The 16,067-nt window shown below is 69.3% G+C and carries 14 protein-coding genes, 1 tRNA gene and 1 other RNA gene; 3 read left to right on the top strand and 13 right to left on the bottom strand.

Going from position 1 to position 16,067, the window contains the following annotated elements; all coding sequences use genetic code 11:
* Nucleotides 1-514: 514 nt before the first annotated feature.
* The 8 genes from C6361_RS13580 to C6361_RS13610 form a co-directional block, all read right to left on the bottom strand.
* On the bottom strand, nt 515-1,426 hold the full coding sequence (locus C6361_RS13580) for an ROK family protein (protein ID WP_234359477.1): 912 nt from the start codon (nt 1,424-1,426) through the stop codon (nt 515-517).
* Complete coding sequence (locus C6361_RS38155) at nt 1,423-2,283, bottom strand: SIS domain-containing protein (protein WP_234359478.1); 861 nt, start codon at nt 2,281-2,283, stop codon at nt 1,423-1,425. The genes C6361_RS13580 and C6361_RS38155 overlap by 4 nt, the downstream gene beginning before the upstream one ends.
* Complete coding sequence (locus tag C6361_RS13585) at nt 2,280-4,022, bottom strand: DUF4832 domain-containing protein (protein ID WP_107267976.1); 1,743 nt, start codon at nt 4,020-4,022, stop codon at nt 2,280-2,282. The genes C6361_RS38155 and C6361_RS13585 overlap by 4 nt, the downstream gene beginning before the upstream one ends.
* A gap of 73 nt (nt 4,023-4,095) precedes the next feature.
* Nucleotides 4,096-6,135, bottom strand: coding sequence for a hypothetical protein (locus C6361_RS13590; protein WP_159079318.1), 2,040 nt, complete (start codon nt 6,133-6,135; stop codon nt 4,096-4,098).
* Between the two features lie 151 nt (nt 6,136-6,286).
* Nucleotides 6,287-7,114, bottom strand: a complete 828-nt coding sequence (locus C6361_RS13595) for a carbohydrate ABC transporter permease (protein ID WP_107267978.1) — start codon at nt 7,112-7,114, stop codon at nt 6,287-6,289.
* Nucleotides 7,107-8,087: a carbohydrate ABC transporter permease gene (locus C6361_RS13600; protein ID WP_107267979.1), complete on the bottom strand. Its 981-nt coding sequence runs from the start codon at nt 8,085-8,087 to the stop codon at nt 7,107-7,109. Before C6361_RS13600 ends, C6361_RS13595 begins: the two co-directional genes overlap by 8 nt.
* 6 nt (nt 8,088-8,093) lie before the next feature.
* Entirely contained in the window at nt 8,094-9,356 is a 1,263-nt protein-coding gene (locus C6361_RS13605) for a sugar ABC transporter substrate-binding protein (RefSeq protein WP_107267980.1), read from the bottom strand.
* A gap of 126 nt (nt 9,357-9,482) precedes the next feature.
* Nucleotides 9,483-10,649 carry an ROK family transcriptional regulator gene (locus tag C6361_RS13610; RefSeq protein ID WP_107267981.1) on the bottom strand — a complete coding sequence of 389 codons (1,167 nt, stop codon included), beginning with the start codon at nt 10,647-10,649 and terminating at the stop codon, nt 9,483-9,485.
* An 81-nt stretch (nt 10,650-10,730) separates the two neighbouring features.
* Between C6361_RS13610 and C6361_RS13615 the strand changes: the two genes are divergently transcribed.
* Complete coding sequence (locus C6361_RS13615; RefSeq protein ID WP_107258095.1) at nt 10,731-11,990, top strand: Gfo/Idh/MocA family protein; 1,260 nt, start codon at nt 10,731-10,733, stop codon at nt 11,988-11,990.
* A gap of 49 nt (nt 11,991-12,039) precedes the next feature.
* Nucleotides 12,040-12,234 (top strand): hypothetical protein, encoded by a 195-nt coding sequence (locus tag C6361_RS38160; RefSeq protein ID WP_234359479.1) that lies wholly within the window; start codon nt 12,040-12,042, stop codon nt 12,232-12,234.
* A 59-nt stretch (nt 12,235-12,293) separates the two neighbouring features.
* Here C6361_RS38160 and C6361_RS13625 read toward each other — a convergent pair.
* Both C6361_RS13625 and C6361_RS13630 read right to left on the bottom strand, forming a co-directional pair.
* A tRNA-Ala gene (locus tag C6361_RS13625) sits at nt 12,294-12,366 on the bottom strand.
* A 94-nt stretch (nt 12,367-12,460) separates the two neighbouring features.
* Entirely contained in the window at nt 12,461-13,051 is a 591-nt protein-coding gene (locus C6361_RS13630) for a YqgE/AlgH family protein (protein ID WP_234359603.1), read from the bottom strand.
* Nucleotides 13,052-13,315: 264 nt separating this feature from the next.
* Between C6361_RS13630 and C6361_RS13635 the strand changes: the two genes are divergently transcribed.
* Nucleotides 13,316-14,119, top strand: coding sequence for an S-methyl-5'-thioadenosine phosphorylase (locus C6361_RS13635; RefSeq protein WP_107267982.1), 804 nt, complete (start codon nt 13,316-13,318; stop codon nt 14,117-14,119).
* Nucleotides 14,120-14,150: 31 nt separating this feature from the next.
* On the opposite strand, the gene C6361_RS13640 is transcribed toward C6361_RS13635, so the two are convergent.
* From C6361_RS13640 to smpB, 3 genes are all read right to left on the bottom strand, one after another.
* Nucleotides 14,151-14,657 (bottom strand): hypothetical protein, encoded by a 507-nt coding sequence (locus C6361_RS13640; protein WP_234359480.1) that lies wholly within the window; start codon nt 14,655-14,657, stop codon nt 14,151-14,153.
* 214 nt (nt 14,658-14,871) lie between these two features.
* Nucleotides 14,872-15,247: a transfer-messenger RNA gene (gene ssrA / locus C6361_RS13645) on the bottom strand.
* Between the two features lie 206 nt (nt 15,248-15,453).
* Nucleotides 15,454-15,930, bottom strand: a complete 477-nt coding sequence (smpB, locus tag C6361_RS13650; RefSeq protein ID WP_107263864.1) for an SsrA-binding protein SmpB — start codon at nt 15,928-15,930, stop codon at nt 15,454-15,456.
* Between the last annotated feature and the right edge of the window lie 137 nt (nt 15,931-16,067).

Raw genomic sequence — 16,067 nt, forward strand, 5'->3', positions numbered from 1 at the left:
TAAGCAGGATGAAAGGCTCAGTCACCGATGAAGACGAAACGTCGCTGCGGCTTTGCGCGACCAACCCTACATAGTCGAACGAGTTCCACAAGGAAGTCGCTAGAGACACCCGCCGCCTCAATACCGACGCGCATTGGATTAAACCTCTGATCGGCAACCACCTGTTCCACGACTTCTCCATCCTCTTCCAGGACCCTAAGCAAGAAGCCCAACGACGCCTCCCTCCATGACATTCCGAGCACACTTATAGATGCCGAGCCCTACGGAGCTCCAGGGTGCATCGTTACCAGATAACCCAGTTCAAGAAAATCATTCTCGCAGAATTCGCGACCACTAGAAGCGCGGCGAGGCCTGGCGGCGGGGGCGGCCAGCCCGACCACGCTCGACCCGGACGGCACGCCGGACGTCGCCGTACCTAACCGCCAGACGGATCCCGGTGGCCGCTCGCGATCGGGACGGGAGACCAGGCCGCCGGACAAAACCCCGCCACGCCCCGACCCGGCCGGCTTCCCCATCATTTTGTGCGGCCCTGCCAGTGGTCGAGGGCGAGGAGCCCTGCGCCGAGACAGCCTGCTTCGTCACCGAATGACGCGCGCAGGATCTGCGGTTCGCGGTACGAGGTCAGCCGGTCGAGGACTTCGGCCCGTACCGGTCCGAGCAGGGCGTCACCCGCTTGGGAAAGTCCGCCGCCCAGGACGATGACCTCCGGATCCAGCAGCGCCTGGGCGGTCAGCAATCCGTCGGCGAGGGCGCGGACGGCATCGCGCCAGATATCGGCTGCGGCAGGATCTCCGGCGACCGCCCGAGCCACGACCTCGGGTGCCGGCATCCCGGCCCGACGTGCGATCGCGGCGGCGGACGCGACCGCCTCCAGACAGCCGCGACCGCCACAAGCGCATCGTGGGCCATCGGGTCGGATGACCACATGCCCGAGTTCACCGGCCGCGCCGGCACCGGTCAGCACCGCGCCACCCGTCAGGTAGGCGGCGGCGATGCCGGTGCCGATCGGTACGAAGAGCATGTGCGTCGTGTGCTGCCCGGCGCCGAGGCGGGCCTCGGCGAGACCGCCGGCACGCACGTCGTGGCCGAGCACGGTGGGCAGCTCAACGTGTTCGGCGACCAGCTTCCGCAGGGGTACGTCGCGCAGCGGCAGGTTGGCGGCATGCTGCGCGACCCCTTCGACCTCGTCCACCACCCCGGGTACCGCGACACCGACCGCCTGGGGCACCAGTCCCTGCGCGCGGGCGCGGTCGGCAAGCGTGCGCACGATGTCGAGGATCGTGGCGACGACGGCTTCCGGTCCCCGCTCGGCACCGGTCGGATGCCGCTCGCGGTGCCGCCGGTCGCCCCGGGTGTCGACGAGCGCGCACTTGACGTGGGTGCCACCGACGTCCACAGCCACGACCACGTCCCCGCTACCGGTCACCGCAGTACCACCGAGCGGGTCAGGTTGCGTGGCACGTCGGGGTCGAGGCCGTGGTGAGCGGCGGCCTCGACCGCGAAACGCTGCGCCACCACCAGGTCGGCGAACGGGTCGCGTCCGGTGTTCACGAACGTGGCGCCGGTCCGGCCGATCTGCTCGGCGAGGCCGGCGGGCGGATCCCCGAACATCCACACCGCCCGGCGGGGTGCGGCGATCGCGATCGGTCCGTGCCGGTACTCCATCGCGGGGTAGGACTCGGTCCACAACCCGGCCGCTTCCCGGCATTTGAGGGCCGCCTCGTGTGCCAGTCCCACCGTCCAGCCGGCACCCAGGAACGTGACCTGCTCCACGGCGGACGGATCGAGCGGGAGCGGCGCGGCCACCACCTTCTCCGTCGCCGCCGGGTCGGGTGGTGCGCCGACATGCGTGCTGAGCAGCGCGAGCGCGGTGGTCGCGAAGCGGGTCTGCACGACCGACCGCTCGTCGGCCCACGGGAGCGCGATCACGCCCACCGCCAGGTGGGCAGCCGGAGTGTGCGGATCGGCGAGGATCACCGTGGCCGCACGGCCCCGGATGGCGTCCAGCACCTCGGTGGTCGTACCCGAGCGGGTGATCGCGACGACGGCGTCGTAGCCGCGCTCGGCGGGGAACTCCGACGCGGTGAACGCGTCCGTCTCGCCGTGCCCGGCGGCTTCCCGCAGTCGGGCGTACGCCTGGGCGACGAACCAGGACGTGCCGCAACCGATGACGGCGCTCCGCTGGCCCGGTTCCGGGAGCAGGTGGCCGACCTCGGCGACGAGCCCGATGGCCCGCCGCCAACAATCGGGCTGGCTGGCGATCTCCCGCGTGACGTGACTCATCGGACAACCACCGAGTGCAGCAGGTCGTTGTAGCCGGTGCTGGGCTCCCACACGTTGGTGTTGGCCAGCCGGATGGCGTACTCGGGCCGGGTGGCGAGCCCCGGACGCGGGTCGGGGAGGCTGAGCAGCAGCCGGTAACTGCCCGACGGCACGCCCGCCAGCGAGACGGACTGGTTGACCGTGGTGGACGTGCCCGCGGCCCAGCGGCGCGGATCGGCACTGAGCGCCCTCGAGTGGACGGCACCCGTCGCGGTGTTGCGCAGCACGAGGGTGAGACCGCGCGGGTTGAACGGCGCGGCCCAGCCCGCGTTCTGCACGGTGAACTGGACTGCCAGGCTGCCGCCGGCCGTCGCGGTGGCCGGGTACGTGCCCTGGGTGAGGGTGAACCGGTGGCCGAGGTTACGGCGCACGCTGGTCATGCAGCCACCGCTGGTCCAGCCGTTGAGCACCTCCGCGCGATAGTCGGCGTTGAGGTAGTTCCAGTGGAACTGGCCGAGTTCCTGTAGCGCGGTCGGGCACTGTGAGCGCGGCGGGTTGGGCTGACAGGTCTCGCCGCCCATCGGCACGAACTGGGTCTCGGCCGCCAGGTACGGGTACTCGACCGCAATGTTCTCGTAGGTGCCGAGGTCGTCGGGGCTGGCGAGGAAGCAGTCGTTGTGGTGACCGAGGCGGGCGAGCGCGGTGCCGTTGTACGCCTGGCCGGGCGTCAGTGCGCCGGTGCCGTACATCGTGCGCTTGAACTTGGGGGTGCGCAGTTGGACCATGCGGTTCGCCGGCAGCACACTGAGGAGCTTGTCCACCACGGCCTTGCGGTTGGCCCAGTCGGCCTGGGTCACGTTGCCTTCGTTGCCGAAGTTCTGCGTGTACCACCACTCGCCCCACGCGCCGATGAAGCCGGCCTGCATGACGTGGATGACGTCGCTGTTGGCGCTGAGGTACGGCGCGAGCTGGTCGAGGTGTGACAGCACGCGGCTGAGCGGGGCGTCGTCGCCGCTGGTGGAGGTGGTGTACGCGAACCGCAGGATCATCTTCAGCCCGGCGGCGCGCACGGTGTCGGCCTGCTGCTGGAACTGGGCGAGTGCCGCCGCGCTGATCGGCGCGTTCTTGAACGCGGCGAGGTAGAACACGCACATCACGAGCGTGGTCTGCTGGCTGGTGCGGTAGCCCTGCAAGGTGGCGAGGTTGAAGTCGTTGACGTCGCAGTCGCCGGTGTGGTGGTAGAAGCCGCGCTCCGGGTTGGCGATGTCGGCGGTGTCCGGCTGGTACGTCACCGTGCCGCCGCCGTTGCCTGAGCCGCTGTAGACGTGGGTGTACCGGGCCGAGGTGTCCAGCGGCGCCTCGGTCTGGAAGACCAGGTCGGCGTCGTTGGGTGTCGCGGTCTCGCCGAGGTCGGCGCGGTTGACGGTCCAGCTCGCGGTGCCGCCGCCGTTGGTGTGGGTGACGGCGGTGACCACGGCCCAGTTCCAGCCGCTGCCGGCGTGCCGGTACAGGGTGCCGTTCTCCAGCAGGTAGTCCGCTCCGATGCCGGCGGTGGCGAACCCGGTGGCCGCGTTGCGGTCGGTGTCCACGTAGACGCGGCGCCACGCGGGTGCGCCGGTGTACTGGTATCGGTAGGTGACGGTGGTGGCGGTGTTGGATGCCGTCTGGCCGCTGATCGTGGCGTGTGCCGGCGCCACGTTGAGGGTGACCGTGGCCAGCACGCCCACGAGGGCGGCGGCGATCATTCGGTTACGGGACATAGCTCTCTCTCTGACCGTGACGAGGGGCAGGGGTTCGGCTCGGCCGGGAGCCGTTCGTCGGTGGAGTTGTCCTTCAGGTGGCCGGCACGTTCGTCGCCTGACCGTTGCCGACGACCGGCGACGGGATGGGCGCAGCGCCGGGCACGGAGAACCGCACGGCCTGGCCACCGAAGTTGGCGACCCGGAACCACGTCCAGATCTCCCGGCCCGCCGTCGAGGGCGGGAAGATGTAACCGCGGTCGAATTCCAGCTCGGCGCGGGTGCCGGACTGCACGACCCGCACCGGCCAGCCCCGGTTGCCGGGCGCGCTGGGGCTGCTGAACCGGAACACGTCGGCCTGACCGGCCACGTGTGGCAGCAGGTACGCCTGGTTGAGGTTTTCCAGGTAGACCCGGGCGTCGGGTGAGGTCGGCCAGAAGGGCTGCCAGCCGGAGGGGCCGTCCCGGTCGTAGTCGAAGTAGATCATCTCCTGGGCCAGGCTGATCGTCTGCTTCGCCTCGATCATCATGAAGAACCGGTCCCCGACGAACCGGGCGTACACCTTGGTGATGCCCTTGGCGTTGGCGCCGGCAGGATCGTGGTAGATCGGTGTCTGGGACGTCCACTCCCCGGTGTCGCCGTCGGCGACGAACCCGCCGAACAGGTTGGTCGGGTGGGCGCCGGCCTGGCTGGGTGCGGCGCGTCCGTTGGCGTCGAGCCAGTTCTTCGCGTCGTCGTAGATCGCCGAGTTGAAGTGGTTGGCGCCGGAGACCGAGTAGCCGAGGTAGCCGGAGTTGACCACCACCTCGTTCATCCACTTCTGGGTGCCGCTGGCTGGCACCCGGAAGTCGATGATCGCGATGTTGAAGCCGTCGGCCCGGTTGGCCTGGGCGTTCATGTAGGACTTCCAGAAGCCGCCGAAGTTGTCGCGGTGGCGGTAGCCGGCCGAGGCGGGATCGGTGTTCCAGTTGCTCTCGTAACCGGGGCTGCTGTCGTAGAAGCCGGGGATGTAGGTGTTGTAGTACCAGGATTCGGTGACGAATACGTTGATGGCGCGGCGATAGCGGTCAGCGAACCGCGAGGTGCCCTCGTCCGGGTTGAAGTACCAGTAGCCGCGGTTGGCGGCGACGACCTTGCTCGGGTCGACGGCCTTGATCTTCTCGACGAGGTCGATCATGCCGCCGGCGGTGAAGCCGAAGTTGCCGCGTGGGCCCCACGAGACACCCGGTCCGGCCCCTCCGACCGGGTCGGGCGTGTCGACGGTGTCGAGGAAGACGCCGTCGTAGTCACCGTCGTGGACGATCTTGTCGACCTGGTACGTGACGAACCGCTGCCAGGCCGGGTCACCGGCGTTGATGTAGCCGCCGCCGTAGTTGCGGTTGACGTCGACGGTGCCGTCCCCGTCCCGCCAGTAGCCGCCGTAGAGGTACCGGCTGTCGCTGACCCAGGTGCCCTGCTGGTCGAGGTACCAGGGCATGACGCCGCGGTTGCGCCAGGTGAGCCGGTTGCCCCAGGAGGAGTAGCCGGCGGCGATGTTCAGACCGGTGTAGCCGGCATAGCCGTCGTCGTACGTGCCGTCCGGGGTCGCGCCACCCTCCACGTTCAGGTAGCCGCCCGCGGCGTTGTAGTTCCACGGGTTGGGTCCGTGCAGCGGACCCGACGGTCCGGTATAGCCGGCCGGAAGGAGGCCGAGTTCGATGCCCTTCTGGGTGGTCATGTGCCCGCTGTGCCCGGGAATGATGGTGGGCAGCATCTCCCCGACCGAGAGGTAGCCCAACACGATGACGTCGTCGGCGCTGCCGAGCACACCGTCCAGCCCGCGCTTGATCTCCTGCACCTGTGCGCTGGTGACGGACTCGAAGTAGAAGTGGTCGGCGGTCAGGTTGAGCACCCGCAGGGTGGGTTCGAGCACGACCAGGTCGTACGCCTTGAGCTGGTTGGTCTTGGCCTGGTCGAGTTGCCCGTACCAGAACGCGGTGCGGCTGTTCTGGTTGAGCGTGGGCACCTTGCCGTAGAAGGGGGTGCGGCCGATCTCGAACGCGGCCGCGTTCGCGGGCTGCGCGTGGGGCAGGACGATGGCGGCGGCGGTCAGGACGACCACGCCGCAGAGCAGGCGGATGGCTTTACCGAACACGGCTTCTCCCCTTCAGTCAGGTGACCGTGGTGGTGTACTCGGGTGCACTGCCTGCGCCGGGTAGCACCACCCGGGTGTGGTGCCGGCGCGAGCGACCGCTGCCAGGTCGGTCAGACCGGTCGCTCCGTTTCTCGCCCGCGGCTGTGGGCTGTCAGCCCTTGTTGCCGGTGAGGGCGATGCCTTCGATGAAGTGCCGCTGCATCACGACGAAGACCGCGATGACCGGCAGGGAGGCGAGTAGCGATCCGGCCATGAGCACCGGGTAGTCGGTCTGGAACTGGCCCTGCAGGGAGGCCAGCCCTGCGGACAGGGTCATCTTGTCCGGGTCGGTGTTGACCACCAGCGGCCAGAAGAGGTCGTTCCAGGACCAGAGCAACGCCAGGATGGCGAGCGCCAGCAGACCCGGCTTGGCCAGTGGGAGCATCACGGACCAGTAGATGCGCAGCGGTGAGGCGCCGTCCAGCCGCGCCGCCTCGTCGAGTTCCTTGGGCAGGCCGAGGAAGAACTGCCGCAGCAGGAACACCCCGAATGCGCTGAACAGGCCGGGCACGATCAGCGCCTGGAGCGAGTTGAGCCAGCCGAGCTTCGCCATGATCTCGTACTGGGGGATGACGAACAGCGGTGGCGGCACCATGAGCACGGACAGGAAGACGCCGAAGAGCAGGTTCCGGCCGGGAAACCGCAGTCGGGCGAAGGCGTACGCCGCCATCGAGCAGAACAGCAGCTGCCCGGCGGTACGCCCCACCGCCACGAGCGCGGTGTTGAGGAACTGGTCGCCGAAGGGCAGCAGTTCGAAGACCCGCCTGTAGTTGGACCAGTGCCAATCCGGCTGGATCGTCGGTGGTACCCGGGTCGCACTGGAGAGCGACTTCAGCGAAGTGAGGAACTGCCAGGCGAACGGGACGACCATCAACATCGTGCCGACGGCGAGGGCCGCGTGGGTCCCGAGGTGCCCGCGGCGTGTCGTGATCCTAGCCATAGTGGACCCACCTCCGTTGGAGCCGGAACTGCACGGCCGTCAGCGCGACGATCAACAGGAGCAGGGCCATCACGATCGCCGCCGCGTAGCCGCGGTCGTTGCTGGAAAACGCCTTCTCGTAGAAGAGCGCCACCACCGTCTGGATGCGCGGGTACGCCGGGTTGTTGCGCGCGGACTGGCCACTGCCGCCGATCACGTACACCAGGTCGAACAGTTGCAGCGAGCCGATGACCGACAGCACCGAGACGAAGAAGATGGACGGCGACAGCAGCGGCAGGGTAATCCTGCGGAACTGGACGAGCGGCCCCGCACCGTCGATCGAAGCGGCCTCGTACAGCTCCCTCGGGATCGCCTGCATACCGGCCAGGAAGATCACCAGGTTGTAGCCGAGGGTGGTCCAGATGCCGACGGCAGCCAGGGCGTAGAGAGCGGTGGCCGGATCGGCGATCCAATGCGGACCGTCGATTCCCACGCGCGACAGGACGTGGTTGATCAGCCCGTACTCGCCGTTGTAGAGCCACCGCCACACCATCGCGACCGCGACCGGCATCGTCACCATCGGCAGGAAGAACAGCATCCGGTAGACGGACACCGCCCGCAGTTGGCGCCGGTTGAGCAGTGCGGCGAAGACGATGGCCACCGGAATACCCGCCAGACCCAGCACCGTGTACAGCGTCGTGTTGCCCAGCGCCCGCAGCGCCTCCGCGTCGCCGACGAGAGTCCGGTAGTTGTCCAGGCCGATCCACTCGTGCCCGCCGAACGGCCCCCACTCGCTGAACGAGAAGTACGCCGTCTGTAGCACCGGCCAGAGGTAGAAGACGGCCAGGCCCAGCCCCGTAGGGGCGATGAGCAGGTACGCCCAGAGCGCCTCGCTGCGCTGGTGCCGCCAGGACCGGCGGCGCCGGGTCGGACCGGGGGGTACGGGCGGGACGACCGATTCGGCCCGCACGACGCCCGACTCGGTGACCACCATGGCCGGCTACTCCTTCGCCAGCAGGGCGTTCATGTCCTTGGCGAGCGCCGTGGCCGCGGTCTCCACATCGACCTCACCGCTGTACGCCCGGCTCAGGTGCTTGGCCTCGGCCTCGTTCCACGCGGCGGTGTTGCGGGAGACCGGGTACGGCACCGCGTACGTCACCGCGTCGAGGAAGTACTGCACCTTGAACCGGGCGTTGGCGCTCGCCCATCCCGTCTGCGTTCCCGTGTACGCCGGGATCGGTCCGCTGCGACCGAGGATCTCGGCTGCCGGCCGGGAGCCGAGGAACCGTACGAACTCCCAGGCCTGCTCCGGGTGGCTGGTCTTCGAGGAGACCACGTTGGCGACACCGTGGATGATCGTGGCCTTCCTGACACCGGTCGGCAGCGGGCCCACGTCGACCCGCGTCCTCGTGTACTCGTTCTTGGAGAACTCCGACACGTTCCACGATCCGCCCCAGTACATGGCGAGCTTGCCGGACTCGAAGAGTTGCAGCGGCTGGGTGTCGGTCATCGTCTTCAGGTCAGGCGACTGCCCGGCCTTGATCAGGTCGGTCCAGAAGCGCAGACCCTCGATGGTGGCCGGCTGGTCGTAGCCGGAGGTCTTGCCGTCGGCCGAGATGACCTGGCCGCCGGCCTGGTAGATGGTGTTGTAGAAGTACTCCTGCCCGGAGGAGACGCTGGCACCGATCGCGTACACGCCCTTGGCGGGATTGGTGAGCTTCGCGGCCGCCGCCTTGAAATCGGCCCAGGTCCAGCCGTCGGTGGGGTAGGCGACCTTGGCCGCGTCGAAGAGTTCCTTGTTGTACCAGACACCCACGGTGTCGAAGTCCTTGGGCAGGCCGTAGACCTTGCCCTCGAAGGTGTAGAGGTCGACGAGGGCCTTGGGGTAGACACCCAGGTCGATCCCGGCGTCGCTGATCCTGTCCGACAGCGGCACGATGACCTTGTTGTCGGCGTAGAGCTGGATGTTCGGACCGTTCATCCAGAACACGTCCGGGGCCGCTCCCCCGCTCACCGCGGCTCGCAGCTTGGTCCAGTAGTCGGTCCAGGGGGTCATCTGCACGTCGACCGTGACGGTGGGGTGCTCCTTGGTGAACGCCGCGGCGAGTTCCTTCATCACCGGCACCTGATTGGTGTCCCACACCATGTAGGAGAGCGTCACCGGGCCGTCCGCAGGATGTTCGTCGCTGCCGCAGGCCGCGGCGGAGAAGGTGAGCGCGGCAGCCAGCATCGCTGCCAGTCCTAACCGCAGGGGTCTCAACATGGGCGTCCCTTCAGACAGGAGACTCAGGTCACAGCACGCCCACTATTAATACTGTCCCTCATAAGTCTGTCAAGACTGGCGCAACAATGTGAAGACATGGCACGGAAGCCGGGGGTGTCGGTGCGGTCAGCGCTTCGGGGCGGCTGGCGCGGCCAGGCCGCTGCCCGGGTCGAAGATGTGCCGCTCCAGGTGGTCGAGGGCGTGCCGGACCGCACCGAGCGCGACGGCATCGTCGGCGAGGGCCGACTGGAGCACCTCCGGGGTCCGGATGCACCGCTTGTCGAACTCCCGGCGGAGCGATTCCAGCAGCACATCCGCCGAGCGGGAGAAGCCGCCGCCGAGGACCACCATCTGCGGGTCGAGGGCGAGGACCAGCGCCGAGGCGCCAAGCGCCAGGTCCTTCACGTACCGCCGGACCATGGTGAGCGCCCGGCGGTCACCCTCCCGCGCGGCGGCGAAGACGAGCGCGGCCACGTCTTCCGGGTCGGTCCCGGCCGGCGCGTCGGGCCAGGTGCGCAGGTGTTCCTGGGCTCGGATCCAGCCCATCTCCGGCAGCGCCCCGATCTCCCCCGCCGCACCCGCGAACCCCTGGTGCAGCTGGCCGTTGATGATCAGGCCGGTGCCCGTGCGCAGGCCGGCGAGGAGGTAGACGACGTTCTGCGCGTACCGGGCTACACCCCGCCAGGTCTCCGCCAGGGCGGCGAGGCGGCTGTCGTTCTCCACCATCACCGGTCCCGAGACCAGGCGGCTGAGGTGCTCGGCCAGGTGCACACCGGTCCACTCGGGCAGCGCGACCGAGAGCACCACCCGGCCCGCCGCATCGGTCAGACCGCTCGTGGCGACCGTCGTCGCCCACATCTCCGCCCCGGTTCGTCCGGAGCCGGCCAGGCATTCGGCGACCACCTTGTCCACCACCGCCAGCCGTTCGGCCCGCCCGGCGGCGGGTGAGACCGGTTGGCGCAACGCGTACCGGATCTCGCCGTCGAGGTCGGCGACCATCGCCCGGACCGTGTGTCCGCCGACGTCGACGCCGAGCACCCAGCCGGCATCCGCGCGGAACCGGTACCGCCGGGCCGGCCGCCCCATCGTGCCCGCGGCCGGGTCGACCTGCTCGACCCACCCCTGCGCTTCGAGTTCGCGGAGGACCTCCTCGCTGGCCGCGCGGGACAGACCGGCAGCCCGCGACACCTCCCGCAAGGTACGCGGGGCCTGCTGGCGCAGCGCGTGCACCACCGTGAGGGTGTTGAGCTGCCGCAACCTCGACAGGTCTCCGCCGGCGAGTTGTCCGGTCACGCGCCCACCCCTTGACGTCCGCCACTGAGGCACCTACTAATGATGGAGAGTCTAATAAGTAGCTCCAGGGAAGGCACCTACATGACTGTAAACCCGGTACGACTGGTCGTGGCGGGCGCCGGGCTGCGAGGACTCGGGTACGCCCGGCACGCGGCCGCGTCCGGACGGGCTCGGGTGACGGCCGTGGCCGAACCGGACCCGAGCCGCCGCGCCCGGTTCGCCGCCGAGTTCGGCGTGCCGCCGGAGCACGTCTACGCGGACTGGCGCGACCTCGCCGCGGCCGGCCGGGTGGGTGACGCGGTCGTGGTCGCCACCCAGGACCAGATGCACACCGAACCGACCATCGCCTTCGCCGAACTCGGATACCACATCCTGCTGGAAAAGCCGATGGCAACCACCGAGGCGGACGCCGTACGCATCGCCGCCGCGGTACAGAAGGCCGATGTCATCTTCGCGGTCTGCCACGTCATGCGGTACACGCCCTACTCCAAGGCGCTCAAGGAAGTGCTCGACGACGGGGTGATCGGCCGGCTCGTCAGTGTGCAGCACCTCGAGCCGATCGGCTGGTGGCACTACGCGCACTCCTTCGTCCGCGGCAACTGGCGCAACAGCCACACCTCCGGCCCGCTGCTGCTCACCAAGTCCTGCCACGACATCGACTGGCTGCTTCACCTCTTCGGATCCGCACCGACCCAGGTCAGCTCGTTCGGCGGACTCAGCCACTTCCGTCCCGACCAACGACCCGAGGGCGCCACGAACACCTGCCTCAGCTGCCCGGTCGAGCCGTCCTGCCCGTACTCCGCCCCCCGGCTCTACCTCGCCTGCCTCGGCGACCCGGAGCGCGAGTTCTGGCCGCTGTCCGCAGTCACCACCGACCACACCCCGGCCGGCGTCGAGGCGGCACTGCGGACCGGCCCGTACGGCCGCTGTGTCTACGCCAGCGCCAACGACGTCGTCGACCACCAGGTGGTCACCATGTCCTTCGCGGACGGCGCGACCTGCTCGTTCACCCTCACCGCCTTCACCCCGATGAGCGGTCGCCGCACCCGCCTGTTCGGCACCCACGGCTCCATCGAAGGCGACAACAGCACGCTGCACATCACCGACTTCCGCACCGACCGTCGGTGGACCCTCGAGACCGGGGCCGGCGCCGGCAGCACTGCCGCCGAGGGCCACCACGGTGGCGACGCCGCCATGACGGACACTTTCCTGGCGGCCGTCGCCGAGGGCAACCCCTCCCTCATCCCCTCCGACGCAGCCTCCAGCCTGCTCAGCCACCGTGTCGTCTGGGCCGCCGAACACGCCCGTAACACCGGCACCGTGGTCCACCTACCGGGGTAGCCGAGGTACGCACGGGTGTCGGTCCGACGTGCGCCGAGCGACAGCCGAGATGGAAGACGGTACGCAGATCGATGACGACCCGAAGTCGGAGGCGGGTAAGATGATCTACCAGCACGCGACTCGTGACCGCGATCACACCATCGCAGCGGCGCTGGACGCTTTGATCGAGGAGCGAGAGGCACGATCGCCGCCTGATCTGGCACAGATCTGGCACGTAGCAGAATTCGACGCCCTAAGACAGTGATAGCCCTGGTTCCCCGGGATCACTCCCGACCAGGGCTATCGCCATCTCTCACGCAAGGGTGGAGCCGAGGGGACTCGAACCCCTGACCCCCACACTGCCAGTGTGGTGCGCTACCAGCTGCGCCACGGCCCCTTGCTTTACTGCCTGCCCGGTCTCCCGGGCACCCGCGCAATAGTACACACCCTCACGGCCCGGGTCATCCGAGGGGCCACCGTGCCGTCCAGGGTCAGTTGAGCAGTACGTCCGGCGGGAAGTGCGCGACCGCCGCCATGATCCCGCCCTGCCGACGGAGCACCATCGGCCAGAGATCGTCGGGGCGCTCCATGAACGCGTCGCCGGGCAGGGCGTCCAGGACGAACCAGGAGCCCCGGGCGACCTCCTCCTCGACCTGTCCCGGGGACCAGCCCGAGTAGCCGGCGAAGACGCGGATCCCGGTGACGGCGTCCCGGAGCCGGTCCGGGTCGACCGAGAGATCCACCGTGCCGACCGCCCCGGTGACCTGGTGGATGCCCTTCACCCGCTGGGTCGGGGTACGCATCCGGGCCAGGCAGATCGCCGACTCCGGCTGTACCGGACCGCCCTCGAAGAGCACGGCCGGGTCCCGGGCCAGCCCGCCCCAGGCGCCGAGCACCTCGGAGACCGGCACCTCGGTCGCCCGGTTGAGCACCACCCCGAGTGCGCCGCCCGCCTCGTGCGCGACCAACAGCACCACGGTCCGGTCGAAGTTCGGGTCCTTCAGCGCAGGGGTCGCGACCAGCAACTGCCCGGTCATCGACTCCATTGACCGTCCCCCGATCGCCTGCCCCTCGCCGTACACGCCAGCCACCGTTACTCGGCCGGCCCGAGGACCAGGAACCACTCCCCGGGCCCCCGCCGCGTCTTGTCATCGGTCATTACGGCCCGGCCCTTCACCGGCCTCGCCGGATCGACAGGATCGATGGTGATCCTGCGCGCAGTAAACGCCATGCCACGCACCATAGCTTGCGGCACTGGCCCTGGTTAAGGTCTGTAGGGCTAGTCCACAGAGCGCTTTGACGACAATCGGCAGCCCGGACGAGCGTTGAGCAGGAGAGGCGGGGGCATGGGTCCGCAGGCGGAACTCGCGGTGATCGGCGGATCCGGGCTCTACGCCCTACTGGAGGACGCCACCGAGCACCGGGTCGAGACGCCGTACGGGCCGCCCTCCGATCCGATCACCGTGGCGCAGGTGGCGGGTCGGGCGGTCGCCTTCCTGCCCCGGCACGGGCGCGATCACCGGTTCCCGCCGCACCTGATCCCGTACCGGGCGAACCTGTGGGCGTTGCGCTCGCTCGGGGTACGCCAGGTTCTCGCCCCCTGCGCCGTCGGCGGGCTGCGCCCGGAACTCGGCCCGGGAACGTTCGTGGTTCCGGACCAGCTCGTCGACCGGACGAGTGGCCGGGCACAGACCTACTACGACCGGGGCGCGGTGCACGTCTCCTTCGCCGACCCGTACTGCCCCCGGGGCCGCGGCACCGTACTGGCCGCCACGGCCGCACACGGGATCGAGGCGCAGGACGGCGGCACGATGGTGGTGGTGGAGGGGCCGAGGTTCTCCACCCGGGCCGAGTCCCGCTGGTACTCCGCGATGGGTGGCGCGATCATCAACATGACCGGGCACCCGGAGGCGGTACTCGCCCGCGAACTCGCACTCTGCTACACCGCCGTGGCGCTGGTCACCGATCTCGACGCCGGTGTGGAGGGTGGCCACGCGGTGACCCAGGAGGAGGTGTTCCGGGTCTTCGGCGAGAACACCGCGCGGCTGCGGGAGGTGTTGCTCGACGCGGTCGGGCGGCTCTCCACCGACCGCGACTGCCCGTGCCCGCACAGCCTCGACGGCATCAGGCTGCCGATCGACCTGCCCTGAGCACGGGCGGCGCCGGCCCGGACGGATCGGTTCAGGTCTCCCCGCCGATGTCCGTCTGGTACGCCTCGTAGACCAGGTCGGCGCCGCGCTGCCGGTGCCGGGAGAGTTCCCGGAGCAGGTCGGTGGCCCAGGTCCGGAGTTCGGTGACGCCGATCTCCGGCAGGTCGACCCGGCGTTGCAGGGCGGCCATCGTGTCGATCACCGCCGCGTGTTCCCGGATCAGCACGTGTACGCCCCGAGCCAGTCGCGGCGCGTGGTCCAGCAGTTCGGCGTAGAGGCCGTCCGGTCCCTCGGTGCTCACCATGTGCTCGGCGAAGGCGCAGCGCAGCCCGCCGAGGCTGGTCCGGACCCGGGGTCGCCAGCCGGGATCCCGGGCCGGCGCGGCGATCGCCTGCTCCAGGGAGTGGATCTCGCCGAGCAGTGCGGCCCGGCGGCGGCGAACCATCCGCAACGTGGCCGACCCGGTCGACGTCCCCGGTACGGGTGACGCGGACGGCACGGAGATCGACAGTCGGTGCTGGTGCGAATCGGTCGGCATGACCACCTCCCGCGGAGCGGCACTACCGGATGTAACCCCGATGGTGCGGCTCGGCGCGTACCGCTGTCGACCCTTGCGACCCGGCTCATCTGTCCCGTACGTCCCATCCGTCCCAGCCACCCCAGCAGCCCCGGCGACCCCTGCTCGGTCCTCGGGGCGGACAGACGCGGATACGGCTGCGCCCCGGTCCCTGTGGACCGGGGCGCAGCCGTTGTCGTGGAGGTGCCGGGAATCGAACCCGGGTCCTTCGTCGCCTTGCCAGGGCTTCTCCGAGCGCAGCTCGCTGTGCCTCTACTCGGCCCCTCCGATCACGCGAGCGAGTCGGTGTGACGGGCCCAGTCGCTGATTAATCTCGCCGCACGGACCCCGCGACCGGGTCCGATTGGCCAGCCTCCTAGCTGATGCCGGCTAGCTGGGTCGAAGGCACTCCCAGGCCGACAGACTTGCTACTCGCCTCAGGCGGCGAGAGCGAAGTCAGCGCGATTCTGCTTGGCGCTTATTGGTTTCCGACGAACGATTCTCGAGACGACGTCGGCTTCCTCGGCTCGCTTCCCCTGCCGCAACGTACGAAGTCGAAACCAGTCACCCCCTGTGTCCTACCGGCCCGGGCGGGCCGATGGAGTTTTCCGCACCGCCTCTCGGCGGCCACCCCAAGCCTAACGCCTCGCCCCGCCGACTTCATTCCAGATACCGGCCCGGCACACCGCCGAACCGGACAAGGCGACCGTAACCTCCGTCACAGCCGTCCCAGCGCTCCCAAACGGCAGACCCCGGACACGGGGCCGGACGACTCGGGTCAGGCCATGCCCTTGCCGCGCCTGCCGGCAACCTTGGCGATCTCCCGGTCGGCGTCCCGCTTGGCCAGATCCTGCCGCTTGTCGTACGACTTCTTGCCCTTGGCCAGGCCGATCTCGACCTTGGCCCAGCCGTCCGAGAAGTAGACCGAGAGCGGCACCAGGGTCAGCCCGCTCTCCTTCAGCTTGCCGATCAGCCGGCTGATCTCCTGGCGGTTCAGCAGCAGCTTGCGGGTACGCCGAGGTTCGTGGTTGGTCCAGGTCCCCTGGGCGTACTCCGGGATGTGCATGCCGTGCAGGTAGATCTCGCCGTCCCGCTCCTGGGCGAAGGCGTCGACCAGGGACGCCCGGCCGGCCCGCAGCGACTTGACCTCGGTGCCGGTCAGTGCCATGCCCGCCTCGTAGGTGTCGAGGATGGCGTAGTCGTGCCGCGCCTTGCGGTTGGAGGCGACGACCTTCCGCCCCTTCTCCCGTGGCATCGGCGCCACACCCCTTCCTCGTCGTGCTCGTGCGTGTTCCTCGTCGTACCCGTGAACAACCGCGCAATGCTACCTCGCGGCGCAGGGCCCCTGGCTCGCGCTTTTCGCGCCGTGCCAGAGGCCCTGCGGTTGATCGA

It is taken from the genome of Plantactinospora sp. BC1, assembly GCF_003030345.1.
Lineage (GTDB): Bacteria > Actinomycetota > Actinomycetes > Mycobacteriales > Micromonosporaceae > Plantactinospora.